This is a genomic window from Govania unica (assembly GCF_027920805.1).
Lineage (GTDB): Bacteria > Pseudomonadota > Alphaproteobacteria > Sphingomonadales > Govanellaceae > Govanella > Govanella unica.
In genome coordinates this window covers 105,935-120,622 of record NZ_JANWOI010000001.1, presented here as the reverse complement: position 1 = coordinate 120,622, position 14,688 = coordinate 105,935, and the positions used below count along the sequence as shown (strand labels likewise).

The window sequence follows — 14,688 nt, the reverse complement described above, 5'->3', positions numbered from 1 at the left end:
AACTATGGCACTTGATTTCTGAACGGATTTTCGAGAGTTTTACGCTGCGGCGCGGGGAAAGCCAATCCCCAAAGAAAAAGCGCCCGGCCAGGGGCTGACTGACCGGGCGCCAACGTCGCATATGTCCGATATGCGGTCGACGCAGGCAAAAGGGGACAAAACCTGCGTCACAGCGACTGACGGGACGAGACATCAGGGGGGAACTGTCCGTCCGGTGTATCAGTCGCTACCGATCTATATTGGGGACCGGCATGGCACAATCAAGGCAACGGCCCTTTCGTGACGCCGACCGGCCATCACAATATCGTGAAGGCCGGACAAACGTGCGCCTAGCGACCGCCCTTCCGATTAAGGGGCATGTTGCGCGGGTCCTTGAATGTGAAGGATTTACCACTGACATCCGTATTATAGACGGCGTCAAGCAGGGTCACCCGAGTTTGCAGACCCTGCGGGTCGGTCACTTCCCAGGCCTTGAGCGTGAGCGGCTGATTTTCAAACAACAGGGTGATGAAGCCCTGATCCTTGCGTTTCGGATCGATCACTTTGACCTTGAGAAGCCCACCCGGGTCCCGAGTCGCCGTGGTTTGCAGCTTGCCGCCGCGCAGATCGATGGTCTTCGCCACCAGCACCCCAAGCGGGGTGTCGGAAATGGGCCAGCGCGTCACCTGCTTGATGCTGTAATCGACAAAAGTCAGCGTCGTGCCATCGGATACCACCAGAAGCGGCACCTCTGGCTGATATTCAAACCTGAGCTTGCCCGGCCGCAATAGGGTCAGCTTGCCTTCGGTGACGCTGCCATCGGGCGCCTGCTGAATGAAATTGGCGCTCAGGGACTGAATGTCCTCGAGATAGCGCTCCACACGATCGATGTCGTCTTTCGGCGCCGCCTGCTCCACCGCCACGGGCTTCGGACTCGGGCCCGGCCCACCAATGGCCAGGCCAACCACAGGCAAAGCCGCCAGTGCGGCAATGACACCCGCACCAAGCATGAATTTCCGAGACATAACGCGCGACACACCGCGAATGATATTAGACAAGTTCAATCCCTCTAAGCCCCCCGACTCTCAGGACAAGACTCCTAAGCGCCGATTGAGACAAAAATGAGGCTTATGCGAATAGGCCTCCCCCACCCCGTCATTGCGTTGCGCACCGCTGCAGTCCAGCCCCACCAACTAAAAACCCCAACCAGAATCGCCGCGCCGCTAACGCGGCTCGCGATGACGACTGGGGCCGATGACCGTGCCCCCCACTCCGTCATTGCGAGGCGAAGCCGAAGCAATCCAGTCTCGTCCCACGAAAGGCCCGACCAATGCGATGCCACACTCGGTCGTTAGCCGTGGTCCCCGATCAGGATTTCCCGCTTGCCGGCGTGGTTTGCGGTGCTGACGACGCCTTCGCGTTCCATGCGTTCGATGAGGTTGGCGGCGCGGTTATAGCCGATCTGCAGTTGGCGCTGGATATAGCTTGTTGAGGCCTTGCGGTCACGGGCGACGATGGCCACCGCACGGTCATAGAGGTCCTCCCCCGGGTCCTCACCGGTGCCGAGCATCATGGCGTCAAAGCCGCCCTCTTCCGGTTCTTCGGTGATGTCTTCGAGATATTCCGGCGCGCCCTGGGCCTTGAGGTAATTGACCACCTCCTCGACCTCGCCATCGGACACGAAGGGTCCGTGCACGCGGGTGATGCGTCCGCCGCCCGCCATATAAAGCATATCGCCCTGACCAAGAAGCTGTTCCGCCCCCTGCTCGCCGAGAATGGTGCGGCTGTCGATTTTCGATGTCACCTGAAAGCTCATGCGGGTCGGGAAATTGGCCTTGATGGTGCCGGTGATGACATCGACCGATGGCCGCTGTGTCGCCATGATGAGATGAATCCCGGCGGCCCGGGCCATCTGGGCCAGCCGCTGCACAGCACCTTCGATATCCTTGCCCGCCACCAGCATGAGATCGGCCATTTCGTCGACGATCACCACGATCATCGGCAACGGCTTCGGGTCCAGCAGTTCTTCCTCATAAACCGGCTCGCCGGTTTCGCGGTTGAAACCGGTCTGCACCCGGCGCTTCAGAACCTCGCCTGATTCCGCCGCTTCAGCCACGCGCTTGTTATAGGCCTTCAGATTGCGCACGCCGAGCTTGGACATGGACCTATACCGGTCCTCCATCTCCCGCACCGCCCATTTGAGCGCGACGACGGCTTTCCTCGGGTCGGTCACGACCGGCGTCAGCAAATGCGGAATGCCGTCATAGACCGACAGTTCGAGCATCTTCGGATCGACCATGATCAGACGGCATTCCGCCGGTGTCAGCCGGTAAAGCAGCGACAGGATCATGGCGTTGATCGCCACCGATTTGCCCGAGCCGGTGGTTCCGGCCACCAGCGAATGCGGCATGGTGGCGAGATCGGCAAAGGCCGGCTCGCCGCCGATGTCCTTGCCAAGGGCCAGCAGCAACCGGGCGCTCGCATCCTCGTAAGCCTGGGTATCCAACAGCTCGCGCAGATAAACGGTCTCGCGGGTGCTGTTGGGCAGTTCGATGCCGATGGCGTTCCGCCCCGGCACCACCGCCACGCGCGCCGACACCGCCGACATGGAGCGGGCAATGTCATGAGCAAGCCCGATGACCCGCGCCGACTTGGTGCCGGGCGCGGGTTCAAGTTCATAAAGCGTCACCACGGGTCCGGGCCGCACCGCCGTGATCTCGCCCTTGACGCCGAAATCATCGAGCACGGATTCAAGCATGCGGGCGTTCTGCTCCAACGCCTCGGCCGTGACCTTGTCAGTGGTTTTGCGCGGCGGCGCCTTGGTCAGAAGATCAAGCGGCGGCAGGCGAAACTCCCCGGTCGGCCCGAAGTCGAGGGTCGGCTGACGTTCGCGTTCGGCCCGCTTGCCCGGTTTAACGATGCGTGGCGCGTCTTCGACCCGGGGGGAGAGATCCTCGTCCTCCTCGGGCTCATCCGGCAGCACCGCCACCGCGTCACCGGCTTTGCCAAGCGCCGGTTCCTTGCGCGTCAGTTTCAAATCTGGTTTCAAGGCCGCCATACGGTCGGCCTTGGCCTTCAACTGGCTGCGGCTGGGGAATTTCGGTTTGGGCCAGAAATGCGCGGCTCCACGCGTAATGGTGGCCAGCGTCGCCGCGAAAATCTTCATGATGCGCGCCATCACCCGGCCGATCGCCGCCCATTCCGAACGCGTGAGATCAAGCGCGAACAAATAGACCAGCAAACCGATGATGCCGATGAGACTGCCGTATATCCAAGGATAGAGCCCAAGCCCCAAGCGGCTCACGACCCCCTCAAGCAAATTCATCAACACAAAACCAAGTGACCCGCCAAAACCCGCATCGACCGGCCAAAGTCCCGGCGTCGGCAGCAGGGTCAGGGCCATCACGAGAAACAGGACAGCCACCGGCAAGGCCACAAGCTGGGCCCCGATCAAGGGCAGTCCACGATGGGTTAGGATCCGGAGTCCCCAAGGCAACAGCGGCAAAATCAGCAGAAGCGCCCCAAGCCCCAAGGTCTGCAACAACAGATCGGCCACATAAGCGCCCGGCACGCCAAGCCAGTTCACGGGCATCACATTGGTCGCATTGTTCCAGCCGGGATCGTTCGAAGAATAGCTGATCAGCGCGAGGAAGCCCGCGACAAACAGCAGCCACAGAAAAACCCCCGCGCCCTCCACCAGGCGACGACGCAAAAACACCGTCACATTTTCAGGCAGTAACGGTTTTTTCTTCCGGGACTTTGCGGCTGCACGCGCCAAACGTAGGATCCTTACTCAAAAGACTGTCAAAGAGATACAACACTGGCCCAGATGTCTCAAGAACCGAGCGTTTCCGCAAGCCGCAGCAAACCGCGTTCGGTGGTCTGAAGATCATCCACCAGCGCCACCCGCACATAATCGCGGCCGGGATTGACGCCGTCGGCCCCATCCTGCGACAGATAGGCTCCGGGCAGCACCCTGACCCCGGCCTCACGCCAAAGCGCCAAGGCCGCCGTCTCGCCATCCCCATGACGGGTCGCGCTTACATCAAGCCACAGGAAAAACCCGCCCGCCGGACGGTAAAAACCGAAACGATTGCCAAGAATGCGCGCCGCGAGATCGAACTTCGCCCGGTAGAGATCGCGGTTCGCCTCCACATGGGTCTCGTCATTCCAGGCTGCTGCCGCCGCCGCATAGGTCGGCAGCGGCGAGGCCGGGCCGATATAATTGCGGAACAGCCGGAAGTCGGCGATCAATTGTGGGTCCCCGGCCACAAAGCCCGAGCGCAGGCCCGGCAGGCTCGACCGTTTGGACAGCGAATGAAACACCAGCACATTGGCAAAGGGATCCTCCGCATAGCGCGGATCTTCGCTCGCGATCGCCTGACAGACCTCAAGGGCCCCGGTCGGCGGCACATCGCCATAAATTTCGGCATAGCATTCATCGACGGCGAGCACGAAATCATGCTGGCGGGCGAGCGCGATCAACTCCCGCAGATACCCGGGGCTCGCCACCGCGCCCTGAGGATTGGCCGGCGAACAAAGGTAAACCAGACTGCTGCGCCCAAGCGTCGCCTCCCCGAGGCCCGCGAAATCGGGCATGAAGCCGGTCTCCCGCGTCGCCGCCACATAGACCGGGTCCGCCCCGGCGGCGAGCGCCGCCGCCGTGTAACATTGATAAAACGGGTTCGGCATCAGCACCAACGGCCTCTGCCCCTGTTTTTCCGGCGGTACCGTCACAAAGGTGATGGAAAACAACCCTTCCCGGGTGCCGTTCAATGGCAGGACATGGCGCGCCGGATCAATCATCCCGGTCCCCAGGCCATAGCGCCGGGTGAGCCAGCCAGACACCGCAGCACACCATTCCGGCGTGCCGCCGATGGGCGGATATTTGCCGTAAGCTTTGGGGTCGCTCACCAGAATATCGGCGACGAAGTCCGGCATGCCGTGACGCGGCTCGCCAATGGTCATGTCGATCGGATCCTGTCCCGCCGCGATGCCATCCAACAGCGCACGCAGACGCGGAAAGGCATATTCAGGCAGATGACCAAGTCGGGGATTGCGCAAGGCAGGACACTCTAATGCAAGATCAAACAGAAAACTGTCCGGCTAATCTAGCCATGCCGCCCGCAAAGCAAAAGGCAAAAGGGCGTCGCTGCCCTTTTTGGCGCGGAATGATGCGGAGCTTGTCCGCAGAAGGGGACCCGTAGCACGCCGGTTCCATCCCCAGCTGTCATCCCCGCGAAAGCGGGGATCCAGTCTTTCTTGCCGAGTTTGAGTTTGTGGAGCCGCCGGTCTGGATTCCCGCTTTCGCGCGAATGACAGGTGGGGGAATGACAAGTGAACAGAAGCACGCAAATTTGTCCCCTGCTCCACCCCGCTCTTGAGGCCACAAGGCGCAAGCTCTATGGTGGCGCAGACGAACCCAGAAGGCGGACCCATGGACAGACCCACACAGTTCGACGTCATCATTTCAGGCGGCGGCATGGCCGGATTGACGCTGGCACTGGCGCTTGGCCAAAGCGGCCTTAAGGTGGCGGCCATCGACCGCGAGGCCCCGGCCCATCAGCTGGACCCGGTGTTCGACGGCCGGGCCTCAGCCATTGCGCTCGCCGGTGTGCGGCTGTTTCAGGGCATCGGACTGTGGCCTCATGTGGCGGCCCATGCCACGCCCATCGACGATATTCGCATCACCGACCGCAACTCGCTGCTGCATGTGCATTTCGACCATCGCGCCCTGCCCGCCGGACAGAACGCCGAACCGCTCGGCATGATGCTGGAAAACCGCCATATCCGTACCGGACTGCAAGCCGCCCTTGATGCCTGCCCTCAAGTGACCCTGTTCGCCCCGGACAGCGCCCTTAATGTGACCCGTGGCCCTGCCCGGGTCGAGGTGACGCTTGCGAGCGGCCAGCGGCTTCAGGCCCCGCTGATCGTCGGGGCCGAGGGCCGAAACTCCTCGCTGCGTGAGACGGCGGGCATTCCCGTCCATGATTTTCCCTATGACCAGATCGGCATCGTGGTCACCGCCGAGCATGAAAAGCCCCATGGCAATATCGCCCATGAACGCTTTCTGGCTGGTGGTCCCTTCGCCATCCTGCCGATTTCCGGCAATCGGTCGTCCATCGTCTGGACCGAGCGCACGGCCACGGCCAAAGCCCTGCTATCGCTGGATAGCCGGGGATTTGAGGCTGAATTGCAGAAACGCTTCGGGGACTTTCTCGGGGCCGTTCATGTGAGCGGGCCGCGCTGGTCTTATCCGCTCACGCTCCATATGGTGCCGCGCGCCACCGACCTTCGCCTCGCGCTCATCGGGGACGCCGCCCATGGCATCCACCCGATCGCCGGACAGGGGCTCAATCTTGGGCTGAAAGACGTCGCCGCACTGGCCGAAGCTATTGTGGACGCCGCCCGTATCGGTCAGGACCTTGGCAGCCCCGACGTGCTCGCCAGATATGAACGCTGGCGGCGGTTCGATACTGTGACCCTGTCTTTTGTGACCGATCTGCTGAACCGCCTGTTCATGGTCGAAGCCGCGCCGCTATCGCTCGTTCGCAAGCTTGGGCTCGGGCTCGTCAACCGCCTGCCCGCCGCCAAGACCCTGTTCATGGATCACGCCCGCGGCACCATGGGCGACCTGCCCCGGCTGTTGCGCGGAGAGGCTCTCTAGTCGCGCGTAAGGCCCCGTGTCGCAAGCGCCGTGAGATAGTCACCCCACAACCGCTCATGATCACGGGCGAAGCTTTCGAGCAGCGTCCAGGAGTAAATCCCGGTGTCATGGCCGTCATCAAAGCCGATGCGGATGGCATAGCTGCCCACCGCCTCGACCAGCATGATTTTCACCTGCCGCTTGCCGCCGACGATCTGGCGCTCGGCATTGCCATGGCCGCGCACTTCGGCCGAGGGGCTGTGGACGCGGAGAAATTCCGCGTCATAGCTCACGCCCGGCCGGTCCGCGAACTCAAGCGCCAGACTCATGCGGTCCACCGACACCCGAATGCGCGTTGGCGTCACGAATGACTGCCCTGGTCATCGAGCACGCGGGCTTCTTCCACCAGCATGATCGGGATGCCGTCCCGGATCGGAAAGGCCAGATGGGCTTTTTCACTCACAAGCTCGCCCTTCTCGCGGTCATAGCGGAGCGGCCCCTTGGTCAAGGGGCAGACCAGCACCTCAAGCAGGCGCGGATCAATGGTCTGGCTTGACGCCGGAGTCTCGGTCATGGGTCTCTCCATCAATGAGGGCGGCCGCTCGTATCATCGGGGGCAGCCAGCGCGAACTCAAGAATCGTCACCATGGTCAGCGCCCGCGCGTCCAGGGTTGCGGCCTCCAGCAGCGCCTGTTTTTCATTCGATTCAAAGGGGCAGATCATGGCCAGCGTGTTGACCAGGGTCTCGTCCGGCGCTTCACCGATGATATCCCAGTCAGCGGTCAAGCCGCGCCCGTCAAGAAAACGCTTGAGATCGCCCACCAGACGCTGCCGCAGGGCAAGCTCAACAGGAACGGTCGGCGGCAGGCGGTCGCCCGCGAACCCTTCATAAGACGCCACCACCTGACGGTAGGGCGTGGTATGAGCCAGTTCCTCCAGCACCGTGAAGCGGCTCACGCCCTCAACCGTGATCAGCATGCGGCCGTCGCGCATATCGCGATGCTCGGTGATATGGCCGAGACAGCCGGTGTCGTAAACCGCAGGCTCAAGCCGCCCATCTTCCGGATCGCGCGGCTGGACCATGCCGATCATGCCATCAGCGGCAATGGCGTCACGGCACATGGCAAGGTAACGCGGCTCGAAAATATTGAGCGGCATGGTGGCGCGCGGCAACAGCAAGGCTCCGGCCAGCGGAAAAATCGGAATGACCCGCGGCAGATGCTGCGGCGGCTCAGGCGGCGCAGGCGGCCGAGGACTGTGGCTCGCGTTCATGACTGGCCTCAGGAAAACAGCAGCGACGACAACTTCCGTCGTGCCGCGAGAGTAAAGGGACTGGTGTGACCAAAGGCTTCGAACATTTTGACAAGCTGCTTGCGCGCCGCATCGTCGTTCCAGGCCCGATCGCGCCGCACGATCTCAAGCAGGGCATCGGCGGCATCATCGAACGCCCCGGCCTTGGTCAAGGCGAGCGCCAGATCATAGCGCGCCTGATGGTCATCCGGGTTCGCCGCGAGCACAGCCAGAAACGGCTCCGGCGTCCCGGCAGTGGCGGTTTCTTCGGCCAGGGTCAAAGCGGCCCGCGCCGCCGACACATCGGCGTGATTGCTGTGCGCCTGCGGGACAGCGGCCAGCGTTTCCCGGGCGTCGTCCAGATTACCAAGCCGCACCTGAATGAGCGCAAGCTTGCCATAAGCCTTGGCATTTTCGGGATCGGCCTCAAGCACGGCGGCATAAAGCCCGCCCGCATCTTCAAGCGCGCCCGCCGCCAGCGCCTGATCGGCCGCCGCCAAAATTTCCTCGACCGGAGTCGGCCCGAGATCGCCCACGAGCGTGGTGATGAACTGCTTCAGCTGGCTGTCCGGCAAAGCGCCCTGAAAGCCGTCGACCGGACGCCCCGCCTTGAAGGCCATGACCGTCGGCAGCGACTGGATGCGCAGCTGCTGGGCCAGCATCTGGTTTTCATCGACATTGATCTTGACCAGTTTGATCGCGCCCTTGGCTTCCGTCACCAGCTTCTCAAGCGCCGGGGTCAGTTGCGCGCAGGGGCCGCACCAGGGCGCCCAGAAATCCACCAGCACCGGAACCGTCATCGATGCGTCCAGCACATCCTTCGCAAAGCTTTGCATATCGGCGTCCTTGATATGAGCGCCACTGCTGCCCTGCCCCCCTGGGGCGGCTCCGATCATCGACTCCATGGTCCAGCATCCTTGATAGAAAAACAGATACCCTGTTCATATAGACTGACCGCGTCCGAGTTTAAAGGGCGGTTTCACCAACAGCCATCTGACTGCTGCCTCGGGATTCTCTCCCGCGCCCATAGCATCTCCTGATCAGAGCCGTGGAGAAGCCCCCGAAAAGCTGAAGAAAATCAGACAAACTGCAGGTTTTTCAAAAACTCTGATTTTCCGTCTTGCGTTGGTTTTGCTTTTGCGTATTATCGCGCTCGCAAACGGAATGCGGGCGTAGCTCAGGGGTAGAGCACAACCTTGCCAAGGTTGGGGTCGTGAGTTCGAATCTCATCGCCCGCTCCAATTTGCAAAGACATATCAAGTCGATATGACTTTATGACAGACGAAAAGCCGCCCAATGGGCGGCTTTTGTCGTTTTACCCCTCAACCAAAAGCTGGCGCTCAGGGTTTGGTCTTGCGCCAGCTGAAGAATTCGACCACATAGCCGCCCGGATCGCGGACCATGAAACCGCGAATGGGGGCATTGGCGTGATCGTTCGGCGCATCCAGAAAGACTATGGTTTTATCGCCCTTGATCCGCTCATAAAGCGCATCAACATCGGGCGTAACCAGGCTCACCATCACCGCATTGTCGGGTTTGGCTTTAAAGAGCGCCCCCGGGCCTTCGCGGACAACGCCGATATAGGACTGCGGCGTCGCCTTATAGAGATGCACCCAATCGTCAGTCAGCGTACGTTCAAGCCCGAGCGCCTTGCCGTAAAAGGCCGAGGCAGCCGTGATATCTTTGTAATAGAGCATCACATACTGCTCGGCGAAGGTGGTGTGGGCCGTGGTCGGGGCCGCAGCAACCGCAGGAGTGCCGAGCAATCCGGCCGCGACCACAAGCGATGACAAAAAGCGCATGGGAGAAATCCTTGTCATGAAGAAGCTCAGTGAGGCTTTGCAGCCTTGTTCATCCGGTCGGTCTGCCCGGTATCCATGGGCGGAAGCTTGGCCGGGCAGGCGTTTTTATCGCTCACCCCCGTGGTTTTCATATCGAGATAGGTGGCCGTCGCAAACGACGTGAAGCCGGGTGTGCCATCCGCCTTGCCGCTTCCCGCCACATGGGGGAACTCGACAAAGATGGAATAGGGTTTTCCGGGCTCAAACCGATCGGCGGGCACAGTGACTTCGCGCGTGCGATAGGTCATATAGTCGCCGCCCGCGAAGGGCAGCCCGGTGTGAAACACGCGCTTGCCGGCGCAATCGGCCACCACGACGAAAATCATGTCATCGACAATGCCGTTCGGATCGGCCCGCCCGTTTGAATAGGCGCTCCAACGCACGGTGACGGCGGTCGCGGGCTTCAGCGCCGCGGGCGAAGTTTTCTGGCCGTTCTGATAAAGCGAAATGGTGATCGGGGCCGGGATATCGGTCTTGCCGTCCGGGCCCGCCAGCGGCAGGCTTTTTTCAATTACCCCGTTCTTGGCGGTCTCGATCCGGAAGCGGTAGGTCCCGTTCGGATAGGCCGCGTCCACATCCTTCTCGCTATCGAAATGTCCGCCTTCCACATAGAACGTCTTGCCCTTGTCCTCATAGGGAATGACGGCCTCGGGAGCACCGTCACGGCTCAGGCTTGCGCGGGTGACCTTGCCATCGGGGGCGAGAAACAGTTCCGAAAAGAAATGGTAATTCAGCAGCGTCAGCTTGCCGTCCGTGCTCTGGGCATAGTTCGAGGACTTAACCAGCACGAAGAAAGACAGATCCTGCGGCGCGGCCTGCGCAGTGCTTGCAACCAGCATCAGGGAGGCGAGAACGGCTTTCATATTACGGAATGTCCTTCCAACTTTCATAACGATCGGTCTGGCCCTTATCGATGGGCTGACAGCTGTGTGACGCCCGCGCCCCATCCGTCGCAATATCCAGGAACGAGGTGACGGCAAAGGTCGCAAGCGTCGGAACGCCATGGCTCTCTGCCGTTCTGACCTTCGCATGCTCGACGGAGATCTGATAGGTCTGACCGGACGCGATCAGTGCGGCGGGAATAACCAGATCCTGCGCGCGATAGGTGAGAAAGGGCTTGCCCGTGAACGGCGCGCCGCTGTGCAACAGCTTCTGACCGGCACAATCGCCGAACACGACAAAAATCAGATCATCGACAATGCCGTTCGGGTCCGCCGCCCCATTTGCAAAACGTGACCAGGAGACGGTCAGGTCCTGACCGGCCCGGACCGTATCGGCCGCAACCACCCGGCCCCCTTGGCGGAGCGTGATTTTAACCGGCGCCGGCAAGCGATGGGCGCGGTCCTGCTGCAACAAAAGACTGTGGCTCACATCCCCGTAACGGATGACATAGGCGCCATCCGGAAATGCCGCCATCAATTTTTCATTACTGACATAACGCCCGCCATGGGCTTCAAGCACGCCACCGTCACCGGCGAACGGCAAGGTCCGTCCCGTCGGCGTGGTCAGCGACGGAGCCGTAACGGCTCCGTCGGGATTGAGGAAAATTTCCGCAAAAAAATGATAATTGAGCAAGGCATGCGCGCCGCGCGGCCCTTGCCGGTAATTGCTGGTCTTACCCGCGACCAGAAAACTCACGGGCTCCGCTGCAACCACCGGGGAGCACAGCAAGAACGCTGAGACAGCCAGGCTCGCACGCCGGAAATGCCGCATTACCAGTTGCCCTTGCATGTCCTGTCGCCGCCGCCCGTGGTTTCGATATAGGTATGGGTGACCGTCGGGAAGGTCGCAAGGGCATAGATGCCGTCCTGGCTTTTCGTATCGACCATTTTCGCATGTTCCAGCACGACTTTATAGCGTGCCCCGGCTTTCACCCGCTCGGCCGGAATGCGGAAGCTCATGTCGCGATAGCTGAGCGCCGGAATCGGATCAAAGGGCAAGGCCGTGCGCGCAATCCAGGCGCCATTGCAATCCGACACCATGGCGAAGGAAATATCGGCCAGAATGCCGCGCGGATCTTCTGCGCCGTTCTTAAAAGCAGTCCAGCGGACAATCACATCCTTGCCCGGCTGAATGGCAGCCTGATGCACCGGCTTGTCGTCCTGGAAAAAGCTGATCTTAATCGGCTCAGGGAACTGCCGCGCCCCACCGAGATGCACGGACAGGGCCTTGATCTCCCCGCTCGGGGTCGTGGCGTCGAGCACATAATCGCCATCGGGATAAGCTTTGTCGAGCGCCTCAAGGCTGTCGAAATCGCGCCGCTTGATATGCGAGGCAGCCCCGCCGGTGGAAGCGAAATCATCGGCCAGACCCGCGGGAGACTTAAGCTGTCCCGTTGTCACCGTACCACCCGGATTGAGGAAAATTTCCGCAAACAGATAATATCCGGCCTGCGTCAGTTTGCCGTCCAGATCCTGCGTGTAGCGCGGACTTTTGCCGACAACAAAAAACGTCGCATCCTTCTGCGCGGCCTGAGCACTCGACAGACAGGCGGACATCGCAACCACGGCCATAAACGGACGCAAAAAGCTTTTCATACCAGTCCCCTTCTTTATAAAAAAATGGAGGGATGGCCGAAACCATCCCCCCAGTCGGCGTGTTACTGAAACTTCGCCGTCGCACGGATACCGAAGGTCCGGAAGCCGGGGACAACAGCCGCTCCATCAACAAAGCCGAAGTCGTAGGATGACGTGTAGTAATTCTCGTTAAAGGCATTCTCGATATAGGCGACCACACGGTACTTGCCGTTATCCGCGCCCACACGGAAATTGGCCTTGTTATAGGCCGGCACTTCGAACGGGAACAGATGTCCCATCTTGGCCGCACCAAGGGCGTTCACGTTGCTATAGGTCTGGCCGATATAGCTCCATTCGCCGCGGATAAAGCCCTCCCACTTGTCCGTGAGCGCGACATTATACTGGGCCGTGGCGCTGAGCGTCCATTTCGGCGCCTTTGGCAATGTCCAGCCTGACAGATCGAGCGTGCCGTTGTTGGTCACCGCCGCGGCGAATGTCTTGAACTTCGCCTTGTTGTAACCAGCGTTGAACGTCAGTTCGAGATCGCGCACAGGCAGCGCCACCATTTCGAGTTCAAGCCCCTTGCTGCTGGCCGAGGCTGCGTTCGAAATGCCCGGGGAGCTGTAAATCACACCATTTTCGACGGTGAAGACCGACGACCGCACCTGAACGTTCTTCCAGTCGATGTAAAACGCCGACAGGTTGAAATGCAGACGGTTGTTAAGCCAGGTCGACTTGATGCCCGCCTCATAGTTCCACAGGGTTTCGGAGCCGAAATCCCTGCGCCCGCGCACCGGATCAAGCTGGAAACCGCCAGATTTCCAGCCCTTGGAGATGGTGCCATAAAGATTGACGGCATCCGTCGCCTTATAGGTCACGGCCAGACGCGGCGAGAAATCGCTGAAGCTTTTGCGGCCATGGGTATAGGGCACGAATTCCTCAAATTCGATCTTGTCTTCGCCCTGTTCGAGCTTGTCATGGGAATAGCGGCCACCCACCGTCACTGTCAGGGCGTCGGTCGCGTCCCAGGAGACTTCGCCGAACCCGGCCATCGAGGTGATGCTTTGATCTTCGTTCGAAAGCTCGATGATGAAGCCCGGCCACAGACCAAGACCACTTGCGTCACGACCGGCATTGATGGATTCGGTGCCGTGCTTGGTGTCCACCGCATAGATGCCGCCGACGGTCCAATGGAACGGCCCGCTGTTGGCCGACTGAATGCGCAGCTCCTGGCTGAAGGAGGTCTTTTTCACATATTGGAAATCTTCGTTCAGGAAATCAAAGCTCGACATGTCGAGCTCGCCCGAGCGCGAGAAATCCGTGGTGATGTAGCCCGTGATGCTGGTGATCGAAATATCGTCGGTCGCATATTCAAACTTGCCGGTGAACATCCAGTAGCTGTCGGTCACCCGCAGCGGATTGTCGTGATTGTAATATTTGCGGTTGTTGGGATAAAAACCCTGCTGCGTATCGGCCGGGCAAAATACCGGCGGGGCACAGATGCTTTTGATAAAGTCGCTGAGGACGCCGGTATGGACAAGACCGAGATCGTCCTGCTTTTCATCCGTATAGGTGGCGGTCAGATCGACCGTGAAATTATCCGACGGCAGGAACCGTCCCGCCAGGCGGATATTCTTGTGCTGATAGCTGTTGCCGCCGCCGACCGCATTGACGTTCCGGAGGTTGCCATCGCTTTCAGCAAGCTTGCCCGCCGCGCGCAGATAGAATTTCTCGGTCACCGGAACGTTGACCATGCCCTGGACTTCCCAGGTGTTGAAGCGCCCGTACTGGCCGGTCACTTCGGCTTCCAGGTGATCCGTCGGCTTCTTGGTATAGATCGAGATCGCACCGGCCGAGGCGTTGCGGCCGAAATAAGTGCCCTGCGGCCCACGCAGGATTTCAATGCGCTCGATATCCACAAGATGCGGGTTCAAGGTCGCCCGCGTGACGTTGAAGTCATCGATATAAACGCCGAAGGAAGAGCTGTTGCCGCCGATGTTGCTGATCCCGCGAATGGCGAGACCGAGTTCGGATTCAGACACGTTGCCCGAGCGGGTCGCACCTTCGGTGATATAGACGTTCGGGGTCTTGACGAAATAATCGGAAATGCCTTCGACCATGTTTCTTTGCAGCGACTCTGCCGAATAGGCGGTCAGGCTGATCGGCACATCCTGCAGCGACTGTTCGCGGCGCTGTGCGGTCACGGTGATTTCCTCAAGCGTGCCGCCGACGTCCTGAGCCTGAGCCGCAGTCGAAACACCCCCCGCAATGCTGATCAAGGCCAGCGCGGAGACTGTCCGCAAATAACCGATCCCGTAGGCATTCTTTTGTTTATTTTGCACCTTGTGTTCCCCTCTAGCGCATCTTCACGACATAAATTCATAGGAATAAAGTTATTTTTATAATATGAATTGGT

13 protein-coding genes and 1 tRNA gene are annotated in these 14,688 nt (G+C 60.5%); 2 read left to right on the top strand and 12 right to left on the bottom strand.

The features are described from left to right. Nucleotides 1-329: 329 nt before the first annotated feature. The 3 genes from NYP16_RS00505 to NYP16_RS00495 all read right to left on the bottom strand — a co-directional run bounded on the left by NYP16_RS00505 (nucleotide 330) and on the right by NYP16_RS00495 (nucleotide 5,043). Nucleotides 330-1,037, bottom strand: coding sequence for a LolA family protein (locus tag NYP16_RS00505; RefSeq protein ID WP_274942147.1), 708 nt, complete (start codon nucleotides 1,035-1,037; stop codon nucleotides 330-332). Nucleotides 1,038-1,330: 293 nt separating this feature from the next. Beyond that, nucleotides 1,331-3,757, bottom strand: a complete 2,427-nt coding sequence (locus tag NYP16_RS00500) for an FtsK/SpoIIIE family DNA translocase (protein WP_274942146.1) — start codon at nucleotides 3,755-3,757, stop codon at nucleotides 1,331-1,333. Nucleotides 3,758-3,813: 56 nt separating this feature from the next. Next, nucleotides 3,814-5,043, bottom strand: a complete 1,230-nt coding sequence (locus NYP16_RS00495) for an aminotransferase class I/II-fold pyridoxal phosphate-dependent enzyme (protein WP_274942145.1) — start codon at nucleotides 5,041-5,043, stop codon at nucleotides 3,814-3,816. Between the two features lie 373 nt (nucleotides 5,044-5,416). Here NYP16_RS00495 and NYP16_RS00490 point away from each other — a divergent pair, with 373 nt between their 5' ends. Then, entirely contained in the window at nucleotides 5,417-6,646 is a 1,230-nt protein-coding gene (locus NYP16_RS00490; protein ID WP_274942144.1) for a UbiH/UbiF/VisC/COQ6 family ubiquinone biosynthesis hydroxylase, read from the top strand. Here NYP16_RS00490 and NYP16_RS00485 read toward each other — a convergent pair. Genes NYP16_RS00485 through trxA form a run of 4 tightly spaced genes read right to left on the bottom strand, consistent with a single transcriptional unit; the run spans nucleotide 6,643 to nucleotide 8,820 of the window. Further along, nucleotides 6,643-6,990, bottom strand: coding sequence for a gamma-butyrobetaine hydroxylase family protein (locus tag NYP16_RS00485; protein WP_274942143.1), 348 nt, complete (start codon nucleotides 6,988-6,990; stop codon nucleotides 6,643-6,645). The genes NYP16_RS00490 and NYP16_RS00485 overlap by 4 nt on opposite strands. Further along, on the bottom strand, nucleotides 6,987-7,199 hold the full coding sequence (locus NYP16_RS00480) for a Trm112 family protein (protein WP_274942142.1): 213 nt from the start codon (nucleotides 7,197-7,199) through the stop codon (nucleotides 6,987-6,989). Before NYP16_RS00480 ends, NYP16_RS00485 begins: the two co-directional genes overlap by 4 nt. An 11-nt stretch (nucleotides 7,200-7,210) precedes the next feature. Further along, on the bottom strand, nucleotides 7,211-7,897 hold the full coding sequence (locus tag NYP16_RS00475) for an LON peptidase substrate-binding domain-containing protein (RefSeq protein ID WP_274942141.1): 687 nt from the start codon (nucleotides 7,895-7,897) through the stop codon (nucleotides 7,211-7,213). An 8-nt stretch (nucleotides 7,898-7,905) separates the two neighbouring features. Continuing rightward, nucleotides 7,906-8,820, bottom strand: a complete 915-nt coding sequence (trxA, locus tag NYP16_RS00470; RefSeq protein WP_274942140.1) for a thioredoxin — start codon at nucleotides 8,818-8,820, stop codon at nucleotides 7,906-7,908. Nucleotides 8,821-9,081: 261 nt separating this feature from the next. On the opposite strand from trxA, the gene NYP16_RS00465 reads away from it, so the two are divergent. Continuing rightward, a tRNA-Gly gene (locus NYP16_RS00465) sits at nucleotides 9,082-9,156 on the top strand. A gap of 99 nt (nucleotides 9,157-9,255) precedes the next feature. Here NYP16_RS00465 and NYP16_RS00460 read toward each other — a convergent pair. From NYP16_RS00460 to NYP16_RS00440, 5 genes are all read right to left on the bottom strand, one after another. Next, complete coding sequence (locus NYP16_RS00460) at nucleotides 9,256-9,717, bottom strand: VOC family protein (RefSeq protein ID WP_274942139.1); 462 nt, start codon at nucleotides 9,715-9,717, stop codon at nucleotides 9,256-9,258. A 26-nt stretch (nucleotides 9,718-9,743) separates the two neighbouring features. Continuing rightward, the gene (locus NYP16_RS00455) at nucleotides 9,744-10,619 is read right to left on the bottom strand and encodes a hypothetical protein (RefSeq protein WP_274942138.1); all 876 of its coding nucleotides are present in this window, start codon (nucleotides 10,617-10,619) and stop codon (nucleotides 9,744-9,746) included. Between the two features lies 1 nt (nucleotide 10,620). Next, complete coding sequence (locus NYP16_RS00450; RefSeq protein WP_274942137.1) at nucleotides 10,621-11,469, bottom strand: hypothetical protein; 849 nt, start codon at nucleotides 11,467-11,469, stop codon at nucleotides 10,621-10,623. Continuing rightward, nucleotides 11,469-12,293, bottom strand: coding sequence for a hypothetical protein (locus NYP16_RS00445; RefSeq protein WP_274942136.1), 825 nt, complete (start codon nucleotides 12,291-12,293; stop codon nucleotides 11,469-11,471). The genes NYP16_RS00450 and NYP16_RS00445 overlap by 1 nt, the downstream gene beginning before the upstream one ends. A gap of 62 nt (nucleotides 12,294-12,355) precedes the next feature. Further along, the gene (locus NYP16_RS00440) at nucleotides 12,356-14,614 is read right to left on the bottom strand and encodes a TonB-dependent receptor (protein WP_274942135.1); all 2,259 of its coding nucleotides are present in this window, start codon (nucleotides 14,612-14,614) and stop codon (nucleotides 12,356-12,358) included. Nucleotides 14,615-14,688 lie beyond the last annotated feature (74 nt).